10 protein-coding genes and 2 tRNA genes are annotated in these 15,821 nt (G+C 71.2%); 6 read left to right on the forward strand and 6 right to left on the reverse strand.

The genetic code is table 11. The features are described 5' to 3' along the window. Both Q0195_RS05280 and Q0195_RS05285 read right to left on the reverse strand, forming a co-directional pair. The coding region (locus Q0195_RS05280; protein ID WP_299275545.1) for a hypothetical protein at nucleotides 1-227 on the reverse strand (227 nt) is incomplete at its 3' end. A gap of 50 nt (nucleotides 228-277) precedes the next feature. After that, nucleotides 278-460 (reverse strand): hypothetical protein, encoded by a 183-nt coding sequence (locus tag Q0195_RS05285; protein WP_299275548.1) that lies wholly within the window; start codon nucleotides 458-460, stop codon nucleotides 278-280. 96 nt (nucleotides 461-556) lie between these two features. On the opposite strand from Q0195_RS05285, the gene Q0195_RS05290 reads away from it, so the two are divergent. Beyond that, nucleotides 557-1,276 carry a hypothetical protein gene (locus Q0195_RS05290; RefSeq protein ID WP_299275551.1) on the forward strand — a complete coding sequence of 240 codons (720 nt, stop codon included), beginning with the start codon at nucleotides 557-559 and terminating at the stop codon, nucleotides 1,274-1,276. 126 nt (nucleotides 1,277-1,402) lie between these two features. Beyond that, a tRNA-Ser gene (locus Q0195_RS05295) sits at nucleotides 1,403-1,491 on the forward strand. Nucleotides 1,492-1,634: 143 nt separating this feature from the next. Here Q0195_RS05295 and Q0195_RS05300 read toward each other — a convergent pair. Next, a complete protein-coding gene (locus Q0195_RS05300; protein ID WP_299275553.1) occupies nucleotides 1,635-3,467 on the reverse strand; it encodes an alpha/beta hydrolase-fold protein in 1,833 nt (610 codons plus the stop codon). Between the two features lie 308 nt (nucleotides 3,468-3,775). Beyond that, the gene (locus tag Q0195_RS05305; RefSeq protein WP_299275556.1) at nucleotides 3,776-4,525 is read right to left on the reverse strand and encodes an IclR family transcriptional regulator; all 750 of its coding nucleotides are present in this window, start codon (nucleotides 4,523-4,525) and stop codon (nucleotides 3,776-3,778) included. 482 nt (nucleotides 4,526-5,007) lie between these two features. Between Q0195_RS05305 and Q0195_RS05310 the strand changes: the two genes are divergently transcribed. After that, nucleotides 5,008-7,929, forward strand: coding sequence for a family 43 glycosylhydrolase (locus Q0195_RS05310; protein WP_299275558.1), 2,922 nt, complete (start codon nucleotides 5,008-5,010; stop codon nucleotides 7,927-7,929). Nucleotides 7,930-8,145: 216 nt separating this feature from the next. Continuing rightward, complete coding sequence (locus Q0195_RS05315) at nucleotides 8,146-10,515, forward strand: family 43 glycosylhydrolase (protein WP_299275561.1); 2,370 nt, start codon at nucleotides 8,146-8,148, stop codon at nucleotides 10,513-10,515. Nucleotides 10,516-10,680: 165 nt separating this feature from the next. Here the strand turns inward: Q0195_RS05315 and Q0195_RS05320 are convergent, their stop codons facing one another. Both Q0195_RS05320 and Q0195_RS05325 read right to left on the reverse strand, forming a co-directional pair. Then, nucleotides 10,681-11,010: a hypothetical protein gene (locus tag Q0195_RS05320; RefSeq protein ID WP_299275563.1), complete on the reverse strand. Its 330-nt coding sequence runs from the start codon at nucleotides 11,008-11,010 to the stop codon at nucleotides 10,681-10,683. Nucleotides 11,011-11,028: 18 nt separating this feature from the next. Further along, on the reverse strand, nucleotides 11,029-11,634 hold the full coding sequence (locus tag Q0195_RS05325; protein WP_299275566.1) for a hypothetical protein: 606 nt from the start codon (nucleotides 11,632-11,634) through the stop codon (nucleotides 11,029-11,031). Nucleotides 11,635-11,810: 176 nt separating this feature from the next. Here Q0195_RS05325 and Q0195_RS05330 point away from each other — a divergent pair, with 176 nt between their 5' ends. Both Q0195_RS05330 and Q0195_RS05335 read left to right on the forward strand, forming a co-directional pair. Beyond that, nucleotides 11,811-15,566 carry a lamin tail domain-containing protein gene (locus tag Q0195_RS05330; RefSeq protein ID WP_299275568.1) on the forward strand — a complete coding sequence of 1,252 codons (3,756 nt, stop codon included), beginning with the start codon at nucleotides 11,811-11,813 and terminating at the stop codon, nucleotides 15,564-15,566. A gap of 135 nt (nucleotides 15,567-15,701) precedes the next feature. Next, nucleotides 15,702-15,774, forward strand: a tRNA-Arg gene (locus Q0195_RS05335). Nucleotides 15,775-15,821: the final 47 nt, after the last annotated feature.

A 15,821-nucleotide genomic window follows, 5' to 3' on the forward strand; every position in this document is an offset into this window, starting at 1 on the left:
TCGTCGGCGGCGGTGCTCAGCGCCCGCACCGCGCCGTCCTCCGCGGGGATCGGCTCGGGCGACGCCTCGTCACCCGGGGTGAACTCGGGGTTGTCCAGCTCGTGGTCGGTGACGACCTCCGCGCCCGTGGTGTCGGCCGGGGCCGGCGGGTCGTCCTCGCTCGTGCAGCCCGCCGCCAGGGCCGCCGCCAGGACGGCCGCCGCCACCCCACGCCCCCCGCGCCTCATCCCCCCTGCCTACCAGTGGGTGGGGGGTACCGCACGTGGGCGGGACGCCGTCAGCGTCGGTGGTCGTTGCGCAGCCAGGAGCGCAGGAGCAGGTAGAGAACCGCTGCGACGACGAGCACGACGACGAGCCGCACCAGCAGCCACACCGCGCTCCAGAGCAGGCCGACCAGCCACCAGGCGAGCACGACCGCCGCGATGACGAGCAGGACGGTGAGCAGGTCGTTCCTCCGCATGCGGGCAGTCTCGCACGTGGCCCCCGGGAAAGGACGCTGCGGGGGTGGCGGAGCGACACCTACGGTCGACGGTCCTGCAGTCGAGAAGGAGGCATCATGCACCTTCAGCACGCACAGCACGGACGGCGCCGCGGGACGTTGCGGCTCGCGGGCGCCACGGCCGTGCCGCTGCGCCTCGCCGTCGAGACCGAGGAGGGCTGGTCCACCGAGCCGCTGCGCAGCCACAACGGCGGTGTCGCGTGGGCAGGGCCGTACCTCTACGTGGCCGCCACCGACCGCTTCCACCGCTTCGACCTGCGGACAGCGATGGCCGACGAGGACGGGTACTTCCTCCTCCCCGACCGCACCTACGTCGGCGTGGACCAGGAGCCGTACGGCGAGCCCCGGCTCTCCTCGGTGTCGACCGACTGGACCGGCGAGCCGGCGATCGTCTCGGCGGAGTACACCGCCGACGACGTCGCCGCCGATGTCGTCCGCTGGCCGCTCACCGAGTCGGGTGAGCTCGTGGTCGCGGACGGCGTCGTGGGCTCGCAGGACAACGTCTGGATCGACAAGGACTCCTCGATCGACAGGGTCCAGGGCGTGGCCTCGAGCGACGGCCGCCACCTGTTCGCCGGCTCGGCGGGCACCCTCGACCTGGCGCGCGTGGGGACGCAGGAGGACCGCGACACCCTGAGCTGGGGACGCGCGGGGCAGGACACCCACATCCCCGAGGACCTCTACCTCGGGGGCAGCCGCCTGTACGGCCAGACCGAGGAGCGCACCCACCGGCGGCTCTTCTGGGTGGCCCGCGCGGACGTCCTACCGGCGTCGTAGCACCCCCGGGGACGGCACTGACGGCGGGTCGGGGGGCGCGCCGTCACCGTCCGTCCGTCGGGGCGTGGCGCTTCCCACAGTGGCTTTGGCTGGACAGGCGGAACCCGCTAACCTGGTGATGACCTTGGAGACGTCGCATAGTCTGGTCGAGTGCGCGGCCCTGCTAAGGCCGTGACGGGGCAACCCGTCCGTGGGTTCAAATCCCACCGTCTCCGCTCATCGGCGTCGTAGCACGCCGGCAACGGCCCGAGCCCCCGCACTGGGGGTTCGGGCCGTTGCATGTGTGGCCTCCGGCGCGACGGTGATGGCGTCGGTGGGCCGTGACACCCCGCGTGCGCGCTGCCCGACGCCGCCGCGGTCAGTCGGTCGGGAACAGCGAGACCGAGAGGTTGGCGGTGTACTCACCGAAGGGCGCCGCGACGGGGAACTCCAGGAGGAGGTCCGCCGTCACCGCTGCCTGGCCGCGTCGGCCGGTCTGGTCGGCAGTGGCGAGCGCCGCGGGGGCGGCCAGCCCGCGCCCGTCGGAGAGCACGCTCGCCACCGGTGCCCCGGGTGTCACGCCCGGTTTGGCGGCGGCCAGCCGCGGTGTCCACCCCAGGTGCCCCGCGCCCAGCTCGTGCGACCCGTTCCGGAAGACTCCCGACTGTCCGGTGAGGGACCACCCGCCGCCGCCCGCCTGCTCGTCGCTGCGTGAGTCGGTGACGGTGAGGGTCGGGAGCGCGCCCCGGAAGGTGAGCCGGTCCGCCAGCCGGCTCTCGTCTCCCAGCTCGACGGCGTCGCCGTAGCTCGCCACCGTCAGGGTGAGCGCCCCGGTGGTCTCGGAGACGGTCGCCTTGAGCGGGATGCCGCTCCGGTCGTCCGGGTCGTGGAAGATGACCTCGCGGACGAAGAAGTTGAGCAGCGGCCGCCACGAGTGCCACGTGTGACCGCCCGGGACGTTGTGCTCGACGATGTCCACACCGGCCTCCCGCAGGGCGGCTGCCCGTGCCACCGAGTTCACAGCGATGTTGCCGAGGCGGTCCTGCAGCCCCGTGCCCCACATGATCGCTCCGCTGACGTTCTTCATCCGCTCGACCTGCTCGGCGTTCGCCGGGCCACCACCGATGCTCCACACGCCGTGGTACCCGAAGAGGTGGGTGTAGTCGTACGCGATCGTCTGCGCGCGGCTGCCTCCGGCCGAGAACCCGGCGAACGCGCGGTCGTGGGGGTCGGTGGAGACGTTGAAGTTCTCTTCGATGAAGGGGAACACGTTGTCGACGAGCTCGTTGACGTAGCCGACGTTCCCGCCGGGCAGACCGTTGAAGTCGGTCGAGACGACGACCATCTCCTCTGCCGCGCCCTCGTTGATGGCGTTCTGCACGATGTAGTGCGCCACTCCCTGCATCGTCCAGGCGATGGAGTGGTCCCCGCCTCCGTGGCTGAGGTAGAGCGTGGGGTAGGGCTCCGCACGGTCCGGGTCGTAGCCGTGTGGTGTGTACACGACGACGTCATGGACCCCGGGCGGGTTGGTGGAGAGTGGCGACTCGTACCGCAGCGACTGGAGCTCACCCATCTGCGCCGGCGGCAGCGGCCGCTGGTAGTCGGTGGCGTACGTCGGGAAGTCCGGGTGGGTGGGAACCCAGAACGTGCTGCGGACCGCGCCGGGCGCGCCGGCGTACTGCGGTTGGATCTCCCACCGGTTGACGGGGTCGTCGTGCAGTGTGCAGCCGGTTGCGACCTCGCTCTCGCAGTCGTGGGTGAACGCGTACCGGAACGTCCCGGCCGGGAGCGGCGTGGTGACCTCCCAGATGCCGTCGGCGCCCTTGACCATCGGGATGGTGCGCCACTGGGTGGCGGCGACGTCACCGGGCTGCCACTGTGCGGGCAGACGGTGGTCGCCGCAGCCGTCGCAGGTGATGGTCTCCGGCTGGGCGTAGGTCCAGTCACCGTAGATGTGGACCTGTTCCACGTCCGGCGGAGCGTCGTAGCGGAACGTCACCGCGTACCCGGTCGGTGCGACGTCCGTCCTGATGAGCGTCGGTCCGAGGTCGGCCGGCTCGTCGGCGCTCGCGGAGACGGCGGCGCCCCCGACGGCGAGGGCGGTGAGCGCGACGACGGCTGCCGCGAGCTCCCACGGGCGTCGCCTGCGAGACGCGGGTCTCGGCGGCGAGCCGACCCCATGCCGTGAGGGACGGAAGGACGGAGTTCTCATGTCGGTTCTCCTTGGTCAGCGCATGGGTAGACACCTCGAGGAGCTCGCTCGTGACCGGTGCGGGCGGGTGGATTGCGGATCGCGCATATCACCGACGTCGGGGCATCAGGTGGCCCCTGCGTCGGTCACCGCGGGTGCGGGACGAAGCGTCCGAGTCTTCGCTGAGTCGTAACGTCGAGCTGGTTCGGGATCTACCGGCGGCACCCCCGGCGCCGCTGCGCTGAGCATGGAGTTCGGCGTGGAACAGTGTCAACGCACCGTTGCACAATGCGCACCGGCCGTTGCCCGTGGCAGCCCGGTGCCGGCCGTCACTGGGCATGACCCAGCTCGGCGGAGACCCCTCGAGCGGTCGCCAGGAGGGCCGGAAGGTTCTCCTCGAGCTGGGAGAGCGGGGCGACGGCCTCCACCGAGCTGACGGAGATCGCGGCGACGACCTGTCCGCGGGGGTCACGGACGGGCACGGCCACGCACGCGATGTAGGAGTCGTGCTCGCCGTCGTCGGCGGCCCACCCGCGGTGGCGGACCGACGCGAGCTCGACCTCGAAGGCGTCGCGGTCGGTGATGGTCGTCGCGGTGTGTCGCTCCAGCGTGACGTAGGAGAGGAGGCGTTCGCGGTCCTCGCGGGGCAGGTGGGCGAGGATGACCTTGCCGACCGCGCTGGCATGGATGGAGACCGCGTTCCCTACGCGCGAGGGCAGGTTGAAGCCGCGGTGGGCGGGGCTGTCGACCTTGTCGATGTAGATGATCTCGTCGCCGGTGCGCTGCGCCATGTGCACCGTGTGACCGGTGCGCCGCTGCAGTTCGCGGAGCAGCCGGTGCGCATGCTGACGAAGGTCCATCGACCCGAGGGTGAGCTCCGACAGCTCGATGAGCCCGCCCCCGAAGACGTACGTCCCGGCTCCCGTCCTCCTGACGAACCGCGCCGACTCGAGGGTCTGCAGGAGGCGCAGCGCAGTCGACTTGTGGACGTCGAGGAGGCGAGCCGCTTCGGTGAGTGAGAGTGGCCCCGCTGCGGAGCGTTGGACGAGGCTGATCGCGCGCCGAACTGACTGGGACATGTGCGACCCCCGTTGCACCGTGTGCAATCCATGTCGGACAGAGCGCAATACCGCGCCGGCGGCCACATCGTGCGACCCACCGAGAATGCAGGACCCCACAGTTCGGGAGTGATACCGGGAGCCCTGATCCCGACCGCCACGTCGTCATTCTCCGGCGAGGCCGCGTCCGTGCCCGCCGCGGCATGTGTGGGTCGAGAGTAGGAGAGAACGTCTGCAGACCTCGGGGAATGGGTGAAAATTCGGCCGAAAGTCGGAGACGACTCCAATGTTGGGCGGAGGAAAGCGGAGATTCGACGCCGGAGGTGCACGGCAGTTCGCGCGGACTGTTGACCTCCCGCCAGGGGGGACGATAGGTTTCTGCCTATACCCCGATGTTCGCGTTAACACTGTGGTGCGCCATCGGCGGTCGACCGGCGAAGGAGCTCATCATGATCCGTGGAGGCGTCCCGACCAGCGACCGAGGACGAGGAGCGCGGTCCCGGGTGGCACGTTCGGCCGGCGCACTGGTTGCGGCCCTCGGCATGACGGCCGCGCTCACCGCGCCGAGCGCAACCGCCCAGGAGGACCCACCCGAGTGGGATCCCGCGCCGTCGTACACGTCGACCGACCGCGGTGACGGCACCTACACCGTGCCCCTGCTCAACGCGGACGTCCCCGACATCAGCGTCGCCCGGGTGCCGGCCGCCGAGAGCGGGGAGGGACGCGACGTCTACTACATGGTCAGCACGACGATGCACCTGAGCCCCGGCGCGCCGATCATGAAGTCCTACGACCTCGTCAACTGGGAGATCGTCACCTACGTCTTCGACCGGGGGAGCATCAACGACTCCTTCTCGCTGCGCAACGGCGAGAACTCCTACGGCCAGGGCCAGTGGGCCTCCTCCCTGCGCTACCACGAGGGCCGCTTCTACGTCTTCTTCAACACCAACAACCTCGGCGGCGCCTACATCTTCACCACCGACGACATCGAGAACGGCGCCTGGGAGCGCATCGCCCTGGGCCGCGGGCTGCACGACGGATCGCTCTTCTTCGACGAGGCCGACGGCGGCACTCCCTACGTCTTCTACGGCAGCGGCGCCGTGCACGCCGTCCGGCTGAGCGAGGACCTCACCGAGATCGTCGCCGAGTACCCGAACATCGTGCGCCCGGCGGACTACCCGGGACAGCCGTTCATCGGCGGCCTGTTCGAGGGCACACAGGTCTTCCGCATCGACGGCTACTACTACCTCGTCCTCATCACCTGGCCGCCCGGCCAGGGACGCCAGGTCGTCCTCTTCCGGGCCGAGGAGCTGCTCGGGCGCTACCAGACGGAGGACGGCTCCAACCCCTACGTCGCGCGCAGCGGCCTGAACTCCAACGGGTTCGCGCAGGGCAGCCTCGTGCCGGTGGCCGGCCCGGACGGCGAGGACGTGTGGCACGGGATGTTCTTCCGCGACACCTTCCCGATCGGTCGCATCCCCGCCCTCATCCCCGCAACCTGGTCCGACGGCTGGCCGACCTTCGGCGACGACGGGGTGGTCCCGGTGGGCGGTGCCTTCCCGCGCCCCATCACGCTCAGCGACGCCGAGCTGCGACTGGAGCAGCAGAAGTCCATCGTCGCCTCCGACGACTTCGACAACGACGCCCCGCACCGCCCGTGGATGGACGAGGAGTGGGAGGTCCCCGCGGCGCCGGACATCGACGAGTCGCTCATCGGCACCGAGCTGTTCGTCAACCCCGGGTTCGAGGACGGTACGACCGGCTGGCAGGTCAACGGCTCGGCCCGGCTCTCCGTGAGCGAGGACGCCCACGGCGGTGACCGCGCGCTCCTCGTCACCGACCGCGCCACGACGGGGTCCGGGCCGGTCCAGGACGTCACCGCCGTCATCCAGCCCGGCGTCACCTACGACCTGTCCGCGATGGTCCGGTACGACAACCCGGACAGTCCCGAGACGAAGCGCTTCCTCATCACCTCCCACGACGGTGCGAGCACGTACACCAACCTGGCCTCGGGGGTCGCCCGCCGGGGCGAGTGGTCCCGGATCGAGGGCAGCTTCACCGTGCCCGCGGACCGGCCCCCGACGACACTGCGCCTGTTCGTCGAGACCCCCTGGGTGGACAGCGGCACCATCGAGGCGGACCCCGCCGCGCACGTTATGGACTTCCTCCTCGACGACATCTCGCTCGTGGGACGTCCGGTGACCGACGAGCTCCCGCACCCGGACGAGATCGCCTTCAACGGGTCCCGCCTCGACGCGGTCTGGCAGTGGAACCACGCCCCGGACAACCGGTACTGGTCCCTGACCGACCGGCCCGGCCGGCTGCGGCTCACCACCGGCAAGGTGGTGACCGGGGAGTACGTCTTCACCAAGCTCGGTGACCGGCCCGAGCTCACCTACTTCGAGGAGGCCCGCAACACCCTGTCCCAGCGCACCTTCGGCCCGCGGGCCTCCGCGGAGACGGCGCTGGACTTCTCCGGCATGCGGGACGGCGACACGGCCGGGCTCGCCGTCTACAACCGCGGCTTCTCCTACGTCGCCGTGCGGCGCGAGGCGGGGCGGACCACGCTCGGTGTCGTCAACCGCGTCCAGCCCTTCCCGGTCGAGGTCGACCAGGAGGCGACCGAGGCGTTCCTGCCCGGCACCACCGTCGACCTCGGCGACGCCACCGAGGTGCACCTCAAGGCGGACGCCGACTTCACCTCGCCCATCGGCCAGCTGTGGACGACGTTCTACTACAGCCTCGACGGCGAGACCTGGCACCGGCTCGGCCAGCGGGTGGGGCCGCAGACCCTCGACGGCAGCCTCGCCCACTTCATGGGCCACCGCTTCGGGCTGTTCAACTACGCGACCGAGGAGGCGGGCGGGCACGTCGACTTCGACCACTTCCTCCTCAGCGACACCCTGACCGCGGACGGCCGCCCCCTCGACCCGACGCCCCTCGACGCCGCCATCGCCCACGCCCACACCCTCGACCCCGCCGACTACCCGGCGGAGGCCTGGGAGGCGATGACCACGGCGCTGGCGAAGGCGGAGGCGGCCCGCGAACGCGGGTTCTCCACCCAGAACCAGATCGACGCACCGGAGCGGGCCCTGAGCCTCGAGCTCGCCCGCCTCGGCGTCCTCGCGGAGCGCGCGCCCGCCCTCGACGTCACCGCGAGCGTCGACACCCGGTGCGTGGCGGGCAGGGCCGTCGTCACGGTGCGGGTGCAGAACGGCGAGGACCGCCCCGTCACGGTGGCGGCGGACACGGCGTTCGGGACCCGGGTGTTCGACGGGCTGGCACCGGGACGTGGCGCCTCCCACGCTTTCACCACCCGCCGGGCCCAGCTGTCGGCCGGGGAGGTGGACCTCACCCTCACACCCACGGGCGGCGACCCGGTGACAGCCACCGCGCCGTACGCCGCGACCACCTGCGGCGGGTAGTCCCCACGGCGCCGACCCGACCCCCGGTGCACGCCCGGACGGTGCAGAAGGGAGCCACGACACGGACGACCGTCGGAAGCAGACAGCACGACCGCCCCTACCGACGACCGGGCTCCGCCACCGGCGGGCCCTGGACCAACGCACGCAGTACCAGGAGGAGGACATTTCGTGGCACGTGAACGACTACGGCACGACCGACGCAGAGCGGTGTCGGTCGTGGCCATCGGCGCGCTGCTGTCCGCGGGCCTGGCGATGGCGACATCGCCGGTGCACGCGGAGGAGCCGACGACCGAGGAGCTCATCGTCAACGGAGGGTTCGAGGACGGCCTCACCGGCTGGTTCGTCAACAACGGCAACCCCACCGACGGGGGCACGCTGAGCCTCACCGAGGACGCCTTCAGCGGCTCCTACGCCGTCGCGGTCACCGATCGGCAGACCACCGGCTCCGGTCCGATGCAGGACCTGAGCGGCAAGGTCCAGGCCGGGGCGACCTACACGGTGCGGGCGCGGATCAAGTACGACAACCCCGACAGCCCGCCGACCAAGCAGTTCTTCGCGACGATGCACTACGGCGGCGGGAGCTACACCAACGTCGGCGACGTCATCGCGACCCGGGGGCAGTGGGGCTACATCAACAGCACCTTCACCATCCCGGCCAACCAGAGCGTGAGCACCGCCCGGCTCTTCCTCGAGACGCCGTGGACGAGCGACCCGGGTGCCGACCCGGACCTGCACCTCATGGACTTCGTGGTCGACGACGTCTCCCTCGTCGGGGCACCGCCACCGCCCCCGCCCTCGCGGACCGTGGAGGTCGTCGGCAAGCTGCCGGGGGAGCACAACCCGCTCATCGGCCACAAGTTCGGCGCCGACGGGTTCGGCCTGGTGCACGACGGCCGGGTGTACATGTACATGACGAACGACACCCAGGGCTATGCCCCAGACCCGGAGACGGGCATCTCCCCGCAGATCAACTACGGCGACATCAACCAGATCACCGTCATCTCCTCCACCGACCTCGTCAACTGGGTCGACCACGGCGAGATCCAGGTCGCCGGACCCACCGGCGTGGCCCCGTTCACGAACAACTCGTGGGCGCCCGGCGCCGTCACGCACGAGGTCGACGGGGAGGAGAAGACCTTCCTCTACTACGCCAACGGTGGCGGGTCGAGCAACGTCATCACCGGTGACAGCCCGCTCGGGCCGTGGGTGAGCCAGCGGACCAGCACGCTGATCAACGCCTCGACACCGGGCACGGAGGAGGTCGCCTGGCGCTTCGACCCGGCGCCGTTCATCGACGACGACGGCCAGGCCTACCTCTACTTCGGGGGCGGCCCCGCATCGACCTCGATGCCGCCGGAGGAGCGGTTCAACAACCCGAAGAACCTCCGCGGCATCAGGCTCACCGACGACCTCGTCAACACCGAGGGGTCGGCGTTCGTCGTCGACGCCCCGGTCGCCTTCGAGGCCGCCCACGTGTTCAAGCGGGGCGACCTGTACTACCTCACCTACTCCTCCCACTTCGGGGGCGCGGACTTCGGCGGCAACCAGCCCCGGGTGCCCGGCTACCCGGGCAGCGGGCAGATCGGCTACCTCATCTCCGACGACCCGACAGTGTGGGACAAGGACACCTACGCGGGGGTGATCTTCCCGAACCAGTCGGAGTTCTTCGGTGCCGGCACGGGAGGCAACAACCACCAGTCGGTGTTCGAGTACGAGGGCAAGTACTACTTCACCTACCACGCCCCGACGCTGAACAAACGGATCACCGGCAACCAGACCCAGGGCTACCGCAGCCCGCACATCCAGGAGCTGACCTTCAACGAGGACGGCACCGCGGTCCAGGTCGTCGGCACCTACGCCGGCGTCGAGCAGGTGCGGGACTTCGACCCGTACCGCACCTTCGAGGCAGAGACGCTGGGGTGGAGCAAGGGCATCGCGACGGCGCCCGTCGACGTCGAGTCGGCCGAGTTCGGTCCCGACGCCCCGAACCTCGCCGTCACCGACGTCGACCACGGCGACTGGACCGCGCTGTCCTCCGTCGCCTTCGGCGAGTCGGGCGCCGCATCCGTCACCGCGCGGGTCCGCCCGCTCCAGGAGGGGGCACAGATCCAGGTGCGCACCGGGAGCGAGACGGGTCCCGTGCTCGGGACGATCGACGTCGCCGGCCCGGTCGGGGAGTGGAGCGACGTGAGCGCCGCGCTCACCGGCGCGACGGGGACCCACGACGTCTTCTTCACCTACACCGGTCCGGAGGGCGACCTGATGGAGCTCGACAGCTGGGAGTTCACCGAGGCCACCGGTGAGCCGACGCTCGACGTCACCGTCACCGCGGACACCCGCTGTGTGGTCGGCCGCGCCGTCCTCACGGTGCGCGCGAACAACGGCGAGGACCGGCCGGTCACCGTCGAGGCCGACACGGCCTACGGCTCCACGGTCTTCACCGACCTGGGGCCGGAGCGGGGCGCGTCCCACGCCTTCACCACCCGGCAGGCCTCCTTGCCGGCCGGTGACGTGGACGTGACCCTCTCCGCCGACGGGGTCTCGGTCCCGGTGACCGTGCCCTACGCCGCACGCAGCTGCGGCTGACCGACCCGCGGTGGCCCGGCCTCTCGGCCGGGCCACCGCGGCGGACGCCAGGCGCCGAGGAGCGGTGGGCTCGGCGGCGTCGCGGACCGTGGTGCGCGGACCCGGACCCGAGCGGTTCGGTCCTCGTGTTTCCGAGACCCGCTCGGCAACCGTGGTGGGCTGTGGTCAGCACCCGAGGGAATGCAGCACCGCGGCCGTGCTCTCCACCAGCCAGGTCAGGACGGACTCGAGGGCGCTCGAACAGGCGTGGCGCACAAGCGCTCTGCCCACAGTGGCGCCGATGCAGCCAACGCGCGGCTGCGCCGACCCGTCACGGTCGGCCACCTCGCCGAGGGTCTCGGTGGTGAGCTCGGCAGCGGTCACCATGTCGGCAACCACGGCGGCCGGCTCTCCCAGCATGGCGGTGTGCAGCCACGACTCGTAGGTGGAGATGGCCCAGTGCGCGACCCGAGTGAGGTGGAGGCGGACGGAGAGGGTGGTGGCAAAAGGACTCACACGGTGGATGTGTGTGCGTCACACCCGGTTGCCTCCCCACTCGCAGTCACCCCACTCCAGGGAGCCGATGTCGTCGGCGTCGTCCTGCCAGGTCAGCTCGTCGAGCGGCCAGCGGCTGTGGTCCCGGGCCCACTCCTCCGCGACCGTCAGCCACGCGGCGAGCACGGGCAGGTCCACCAGGGCCGGCGCGAGCACGCGCAGCCCGTCGGCGACCACCTGCGCCGCCGCGTCGCGGTGCTCGGCACGCCGGGCGCGGGAGTCGGCTCGACGCTGCAGCGCGCTGTCGGCGGCCAACGCAGCCAGCAGCCACGGCACGGCCGCGTCGGCGCTCGGGGGAGCGTCCGCAGGCAGGTCGAGCCACGCGGCGAGGAGGGCCTGTTCCGACGTCATGCGGCGCAGGACCTCACACAGCGCCGAGCGCTCCAGCACGCCACACCCGCCGAGCTCCTCCAGCACGAGCGAGCGTGCGGCGGTCCGGTCCTCGGTGGTGGCCGCGACCATGAGCAGGTCGATGGCGAGCAGAGCCACACCCGCACGCAGGACGTCGCCGTTCCAGCCGGGGGCGGTCAACTCGGCAGGGACGGGCGGCTGGGCAGCGGGGCCGGGCGCGGGGCGTGCATCCATACCCGGTCTGTGTGCGCGCCCGCCCCGGTCGGCTCCCCACCTCGGCGCCGCGACACGCCTTCCGGCCTGAACGTTTGCCGTCCTGTTACCTGGGCGTCACGACCAGTTCGTCGGCACCCGGCAGCATGCCGCCCCGGTGGGATCTGTCCCACCGTTCCACAGACGGAAAGGACGTCATGCTTCGCCGATCAGGCATGTTCCGGGGCCGGGCGCTGCTCGCCGCAGGGATCGCGGCCACCGTGACACTCGGGGCGGCGCTGCCTGCCGCCGCAGCACTCCCGATGCGGTACGACATCGAGCCCGGCTCGCCGGTGCTCATCAGCGAGATCGCCAACGGAGGCCCGGGCGCGACCAGCCAGGCCAACCGCGACTCCGCAAAGAACTTCATCGAGATCACCAACTACGGCAACCAGCCGGTCGACATCTCCGGCTGGAAGATCTACCGCTGCGGACAGACCGGCGGCGGGTACGGACCCCAGGCCGTGGTCGCCGACGGCACCGTCCTGCAGCCCGGTGAGCAGTACGTCACCGCCCGCGAGGGCTCCGGGTACGAGGCCGACTCCTACTACGACACGAGCCTGCACGCCTTCGGCTTCGGTGCCTTCCTCGAGGACGCGACCGGGCAGTGGCGCGACGCCATCGGCTTCTACCACGAGGACATCCACACCGACTGCCACGTCGACGGGAAGTGGCTGCAGCGGGGCCTGCAGCACCGGCTCGACGAGTCCCACCAGCGCGTCTCGAACACCGGGGACATCGAGCGGGACTGGGTCGTGGCACCGCGCACCGTCGGGCGGCCGAACGTCACCGAGCACGACGTCGCCCGGATCGACAACGGCCTGCGCTTCTCGGAGTTCAACAACAGCGGGTCGGCCAGCACCACCGACCAGTACGTCGAGATCACCAACTACGGCGACGACCCGGTCGACGTCACCGGCTACCAGCTCTTCCGCTGCGGTGAGAACGGCACCCAGTACCTCCAGATCGGCGCCTTCCCGGAGCACGTCATCGAGCCCGGCGAGAGCTTCCTCGCCGCCCGCGCCGGCGGCGCCTACGCCGACCAGGCCGACGCCACGTACAGCACCTCTATGCACTGGCGCGACTTCGGCGTCATGCTCCTCACCCCGGACGACGAGATCGTCGACCGCGCCGGTGTGTACGACAACCGCAACAGCCCGTGCACGGACGGGCGCCCGATCGAGGAGAAGCTCAACCACTTCGACGGCACCACCTACCAGCGGGTCACCGACACCGGTGACAACCTCACCGACTTCATCGTCACGGCGACCCGCACCCCGGGCCGCGAGGACCCGGCCGCCGAGTACGCCCCCGCCCCGCGGTGGGAGGGCTTCCGGGACGTGCGTCTGAGCGAGGTCGCACCCGCCGGCCCGGCCGGGAGCGACGACGAGTTCTTCGAGCTCGCCAACTACGGCGACCGGCCCGTGGACCTCACCGGGTGGAGCGCCCACCGCTGCTACGGCACCGGTCAGCCCGGCATCGGGAGTAACGTGCAGATCGCCGACCTCGGCGTCACGCTGCAGCCGGGTGAGACCTACCTCGGCGTCGCCGCCGGCGCCCCCGCCGCGCTGCGCGACATCGCCGACGGCATCTATGCGACCGGTCTGAACCAGACCGACGGCTACGGCATGTACATCACCGACGCCGACGGCCGGCTGGTCGACGCCTTCGCCTCCTACGACGTCAACGTCAACCAGTACACGCCCTGCCGCCTCGGCCAGGAGGCCCGCAACTGGACGAAGAACGACCTGGGCGAGAGCTACACCCGCGCCCAGTCCCTGGGGGACAACGAGCTCGACTTCGTCGTCACCGACCGCACGCCCGGTGAGCTCGTCGACGCCGAGTACGTCGACCCCACCGTCCCGCTGCCCGGCGAGCTCGACCCGGTGAGCGTCGAGACCGACCACGTCCCCGGAACCCCCGTGGTGACGCGGGGCGAGGGCGGCACCGTGACCGTCACGACGACGGACGAGGGCGGCACGAGCCTGGAGCTCAGTGCCCGCGTGGCGGACCTGCGCGACACGGACGACGTCCTCGTCCACGCCGGCGTCAGCCCGGACCCGGTGCCGGCCACGCTCGTCGTCGCCGGCGAGGAGCCGGTGGCGGACCCCGCCGCCGAGGTCGAGGGCAGCAGCGGCGGGTACCCGTTCCAGCGTTTCGAGGTGCCCACCGGCGGCCCCGTCGAGTTCGTCTGGTCCGGCACGACGACGCCCCGCAACGAGCTCCAGCTGCTCGTGTGGGACGGGACGGCCTGGCAGCAGGCCGACGCCGCCGTCCCGTCGGCGGACGGAGACGTCACGCTCGTGGGTGACATCACCGACGTCACCGACGGCGTCGCGCACGTCCTGGTCATCGACGGGCCGCGCACCCGTGGTGGCCTGCTCGACGAGGTCGGCGTGCACGACAACGCCTTCGCCGACCCGGGCAGCTACGACGTCGCGCTCAACCACATGTCCGACACCCAGTTCCTCGCCGAGGGCTTCCGCGACGTCTTCCGTCGCATGGCCACGTGGGTGGTCGCCAACGCCGACGCCCGCAAGATCGGGTACAACACGCTCACCGGCGACATCATCGAGAACTGGATGAACGGCAACCACGCCCCCGAGCGCGCGAACCGGGAGTTCGCGGCCGCCAGCGCCATCATGGCCCTGCTCAACGACGCCGGCGTGCCGAACGGGGTGCTGCCCGGCAACCACGACAACTTCTGGGGTCGGAACAACGACAAGTACAACGAGTACTTCCCGGTGAGCATGTACGAGGGCCACCCCTGGTACGGCGAGCCGTGGGCCCCGGGGGACAACTCCGCGCACACCGACTACTTCTCGGCGGCGGGCACCGACTTCCTCGTCATCAGCCTGCCCTACCGGCCGTCGCGTGAGCAGATGGAGTGGGCCTCCCAGCAGGCCCAGGCCCACCCGGACCACAGCGTCATCCTCGCCACCCACTCCTACCTGCACACCAGCGGGGAGCGGGACGACGTCGACCGGCGCTACACCGCCACCGCGGTCGACGTGTGGGAGCGGGTCGTGGCACCGAACGAGAACATCTTCCTCGTCCTCGGCGGCCACTACCACGGCGTGTCCACCCAGTACGCCGACCCCGTCACCGGTGAGCAGACCGACGCCACCGAGCTGGGCGACGACATCGTCGCGGTGAGCAACGTCGGTGCGTCCGGACGCACCGTCGTGGAGATGCTTGCCGACTACCAGGGCTACCGCTCCACCCTGCTGGACGACCCGACCGTGGTGCGGTCCGACATGCTCGACCGCGACACCGGCTTCCAGCGCCTGCTCCAGCTCGACCTGGACGCCGGGCTGATGGCGGTCAACGCCTACTCCCCGACGCTCGACACCTTCGAGGCCTGGCGGTACGACGAGCCCGCCTACCGCGGCGCGAACGCCCGGTACGACGCCACCGACGAGGAGTTCGTCGTCGAGGTCGACCTCGTGCGCTCGACGACGCTCACCCCGACGGCGTGGGCGGTGACGACGCCCTCCACCGAGCTCCTCTCGGCCTCGGCCGCGCCGGGCGAGCCCGTCGAGGTTGCGCTCCGGGCGAGTGAGGTCGACCAGCTCTGGTACGCCCGCGTGACCGACGACGCCGGCAACGTCGTCACCTCCCCGCCCGCCGTCCTCGCGGCGCTGGGCGAGGACCCGAGCGAGGAGCCCACCGACCCGGCCGAGGAGCCCACCGACCCCGCGGATGAGCCGACGGACCCGGCCGACACCCCGGACGACGGCGCGGACGAGGACGACACCGACGAGGAGCCCGGCGCCGGCAGCGACACCGCCTCCGGCGACCGTGACCGGCGCGGCGCCCTGCCGGTCACCGGCGCGGCGATCGCCGGCGTGGCCCTCCTGGCCGTGCTGGTCCTCGTGGCCGGCGTGGTCCTCCACCGTCGGGCCCAGGCCTGACCCACGGCGCTCCGGACGCCGTGCGCGGCGTCCGGAGCGCCACCCGGTGGTGGAAGTCACGTCACCGAATCGGCCCGACGATTTCCACCGCCGCCGTCGGGCGGCTATGCTCGACGTCGGCCCTCACCGGGCCGTGCGCCCGTAGCTCAATGGATAGAGCATCTGACTACGGATCAGAAGGTTGGGGGTTCGAGTCCCTCCGGGCGCGCAGTGGCAGAGGCAGTGAAGCCGGACCCCCGCCGGGACCACCCGAGC

Source organism: uncultured Georgenia sp. (assembly GCF_937958535.1).
GTDB lineage: Bacteria > Actinomycetota > Actinomycetes > Actinomycetales > Actinomycetaceae > Oceanitalea.

Excerpts from the sequence above, each read along its gene's own strand:
- Q0195_RS05325 (WP_299275566.1), bottom strand. The coding sequence starts at position 11,634 with ATGGATGCACGCCCCGCGCCCGGCCCCGCTGCCCAGCCGCCCGTCCCT.
- Q0195_RS05285 (WP_299275548.1), bottom strand. The coding sequence starts at position 460 with ATGCGGAGGAACGACCTGCTCACCGTCCTGCTCGTCATCGCGGCGGTC.
- Q0195_RS05290 (WP_299275551.1), top strand. The coding sequence starts at position 557 with ATGCACCTTCAGCACGCACAGCACGGACGGCGCCGCGGGACGTTGCGG.
- Q0195_RS05300 (WP_299275553.1), bottom strand. The coding sequence starts at position 3,467 with ATGAGAACTCCGTCCTTCCGTCCCTCACGGCATGGGGTCGGCTCGCCG.
- Q0195_RS05305 (WP_299275556.1), bottom strand. The coding sequence starts at position 4,525 with ATGTCCCAGTCAGTTCGGCGCGCGATCAGCCTCGTCCAACGCTCCGCA.
- Q0195_RS05330 (WP_299275568.1), top strand. The coding sequence starts at position 11,811 with ATGCTTCGCCGATCAGGCATGTTCCGGGGCCGGGCGCTGCTCGCCGCA.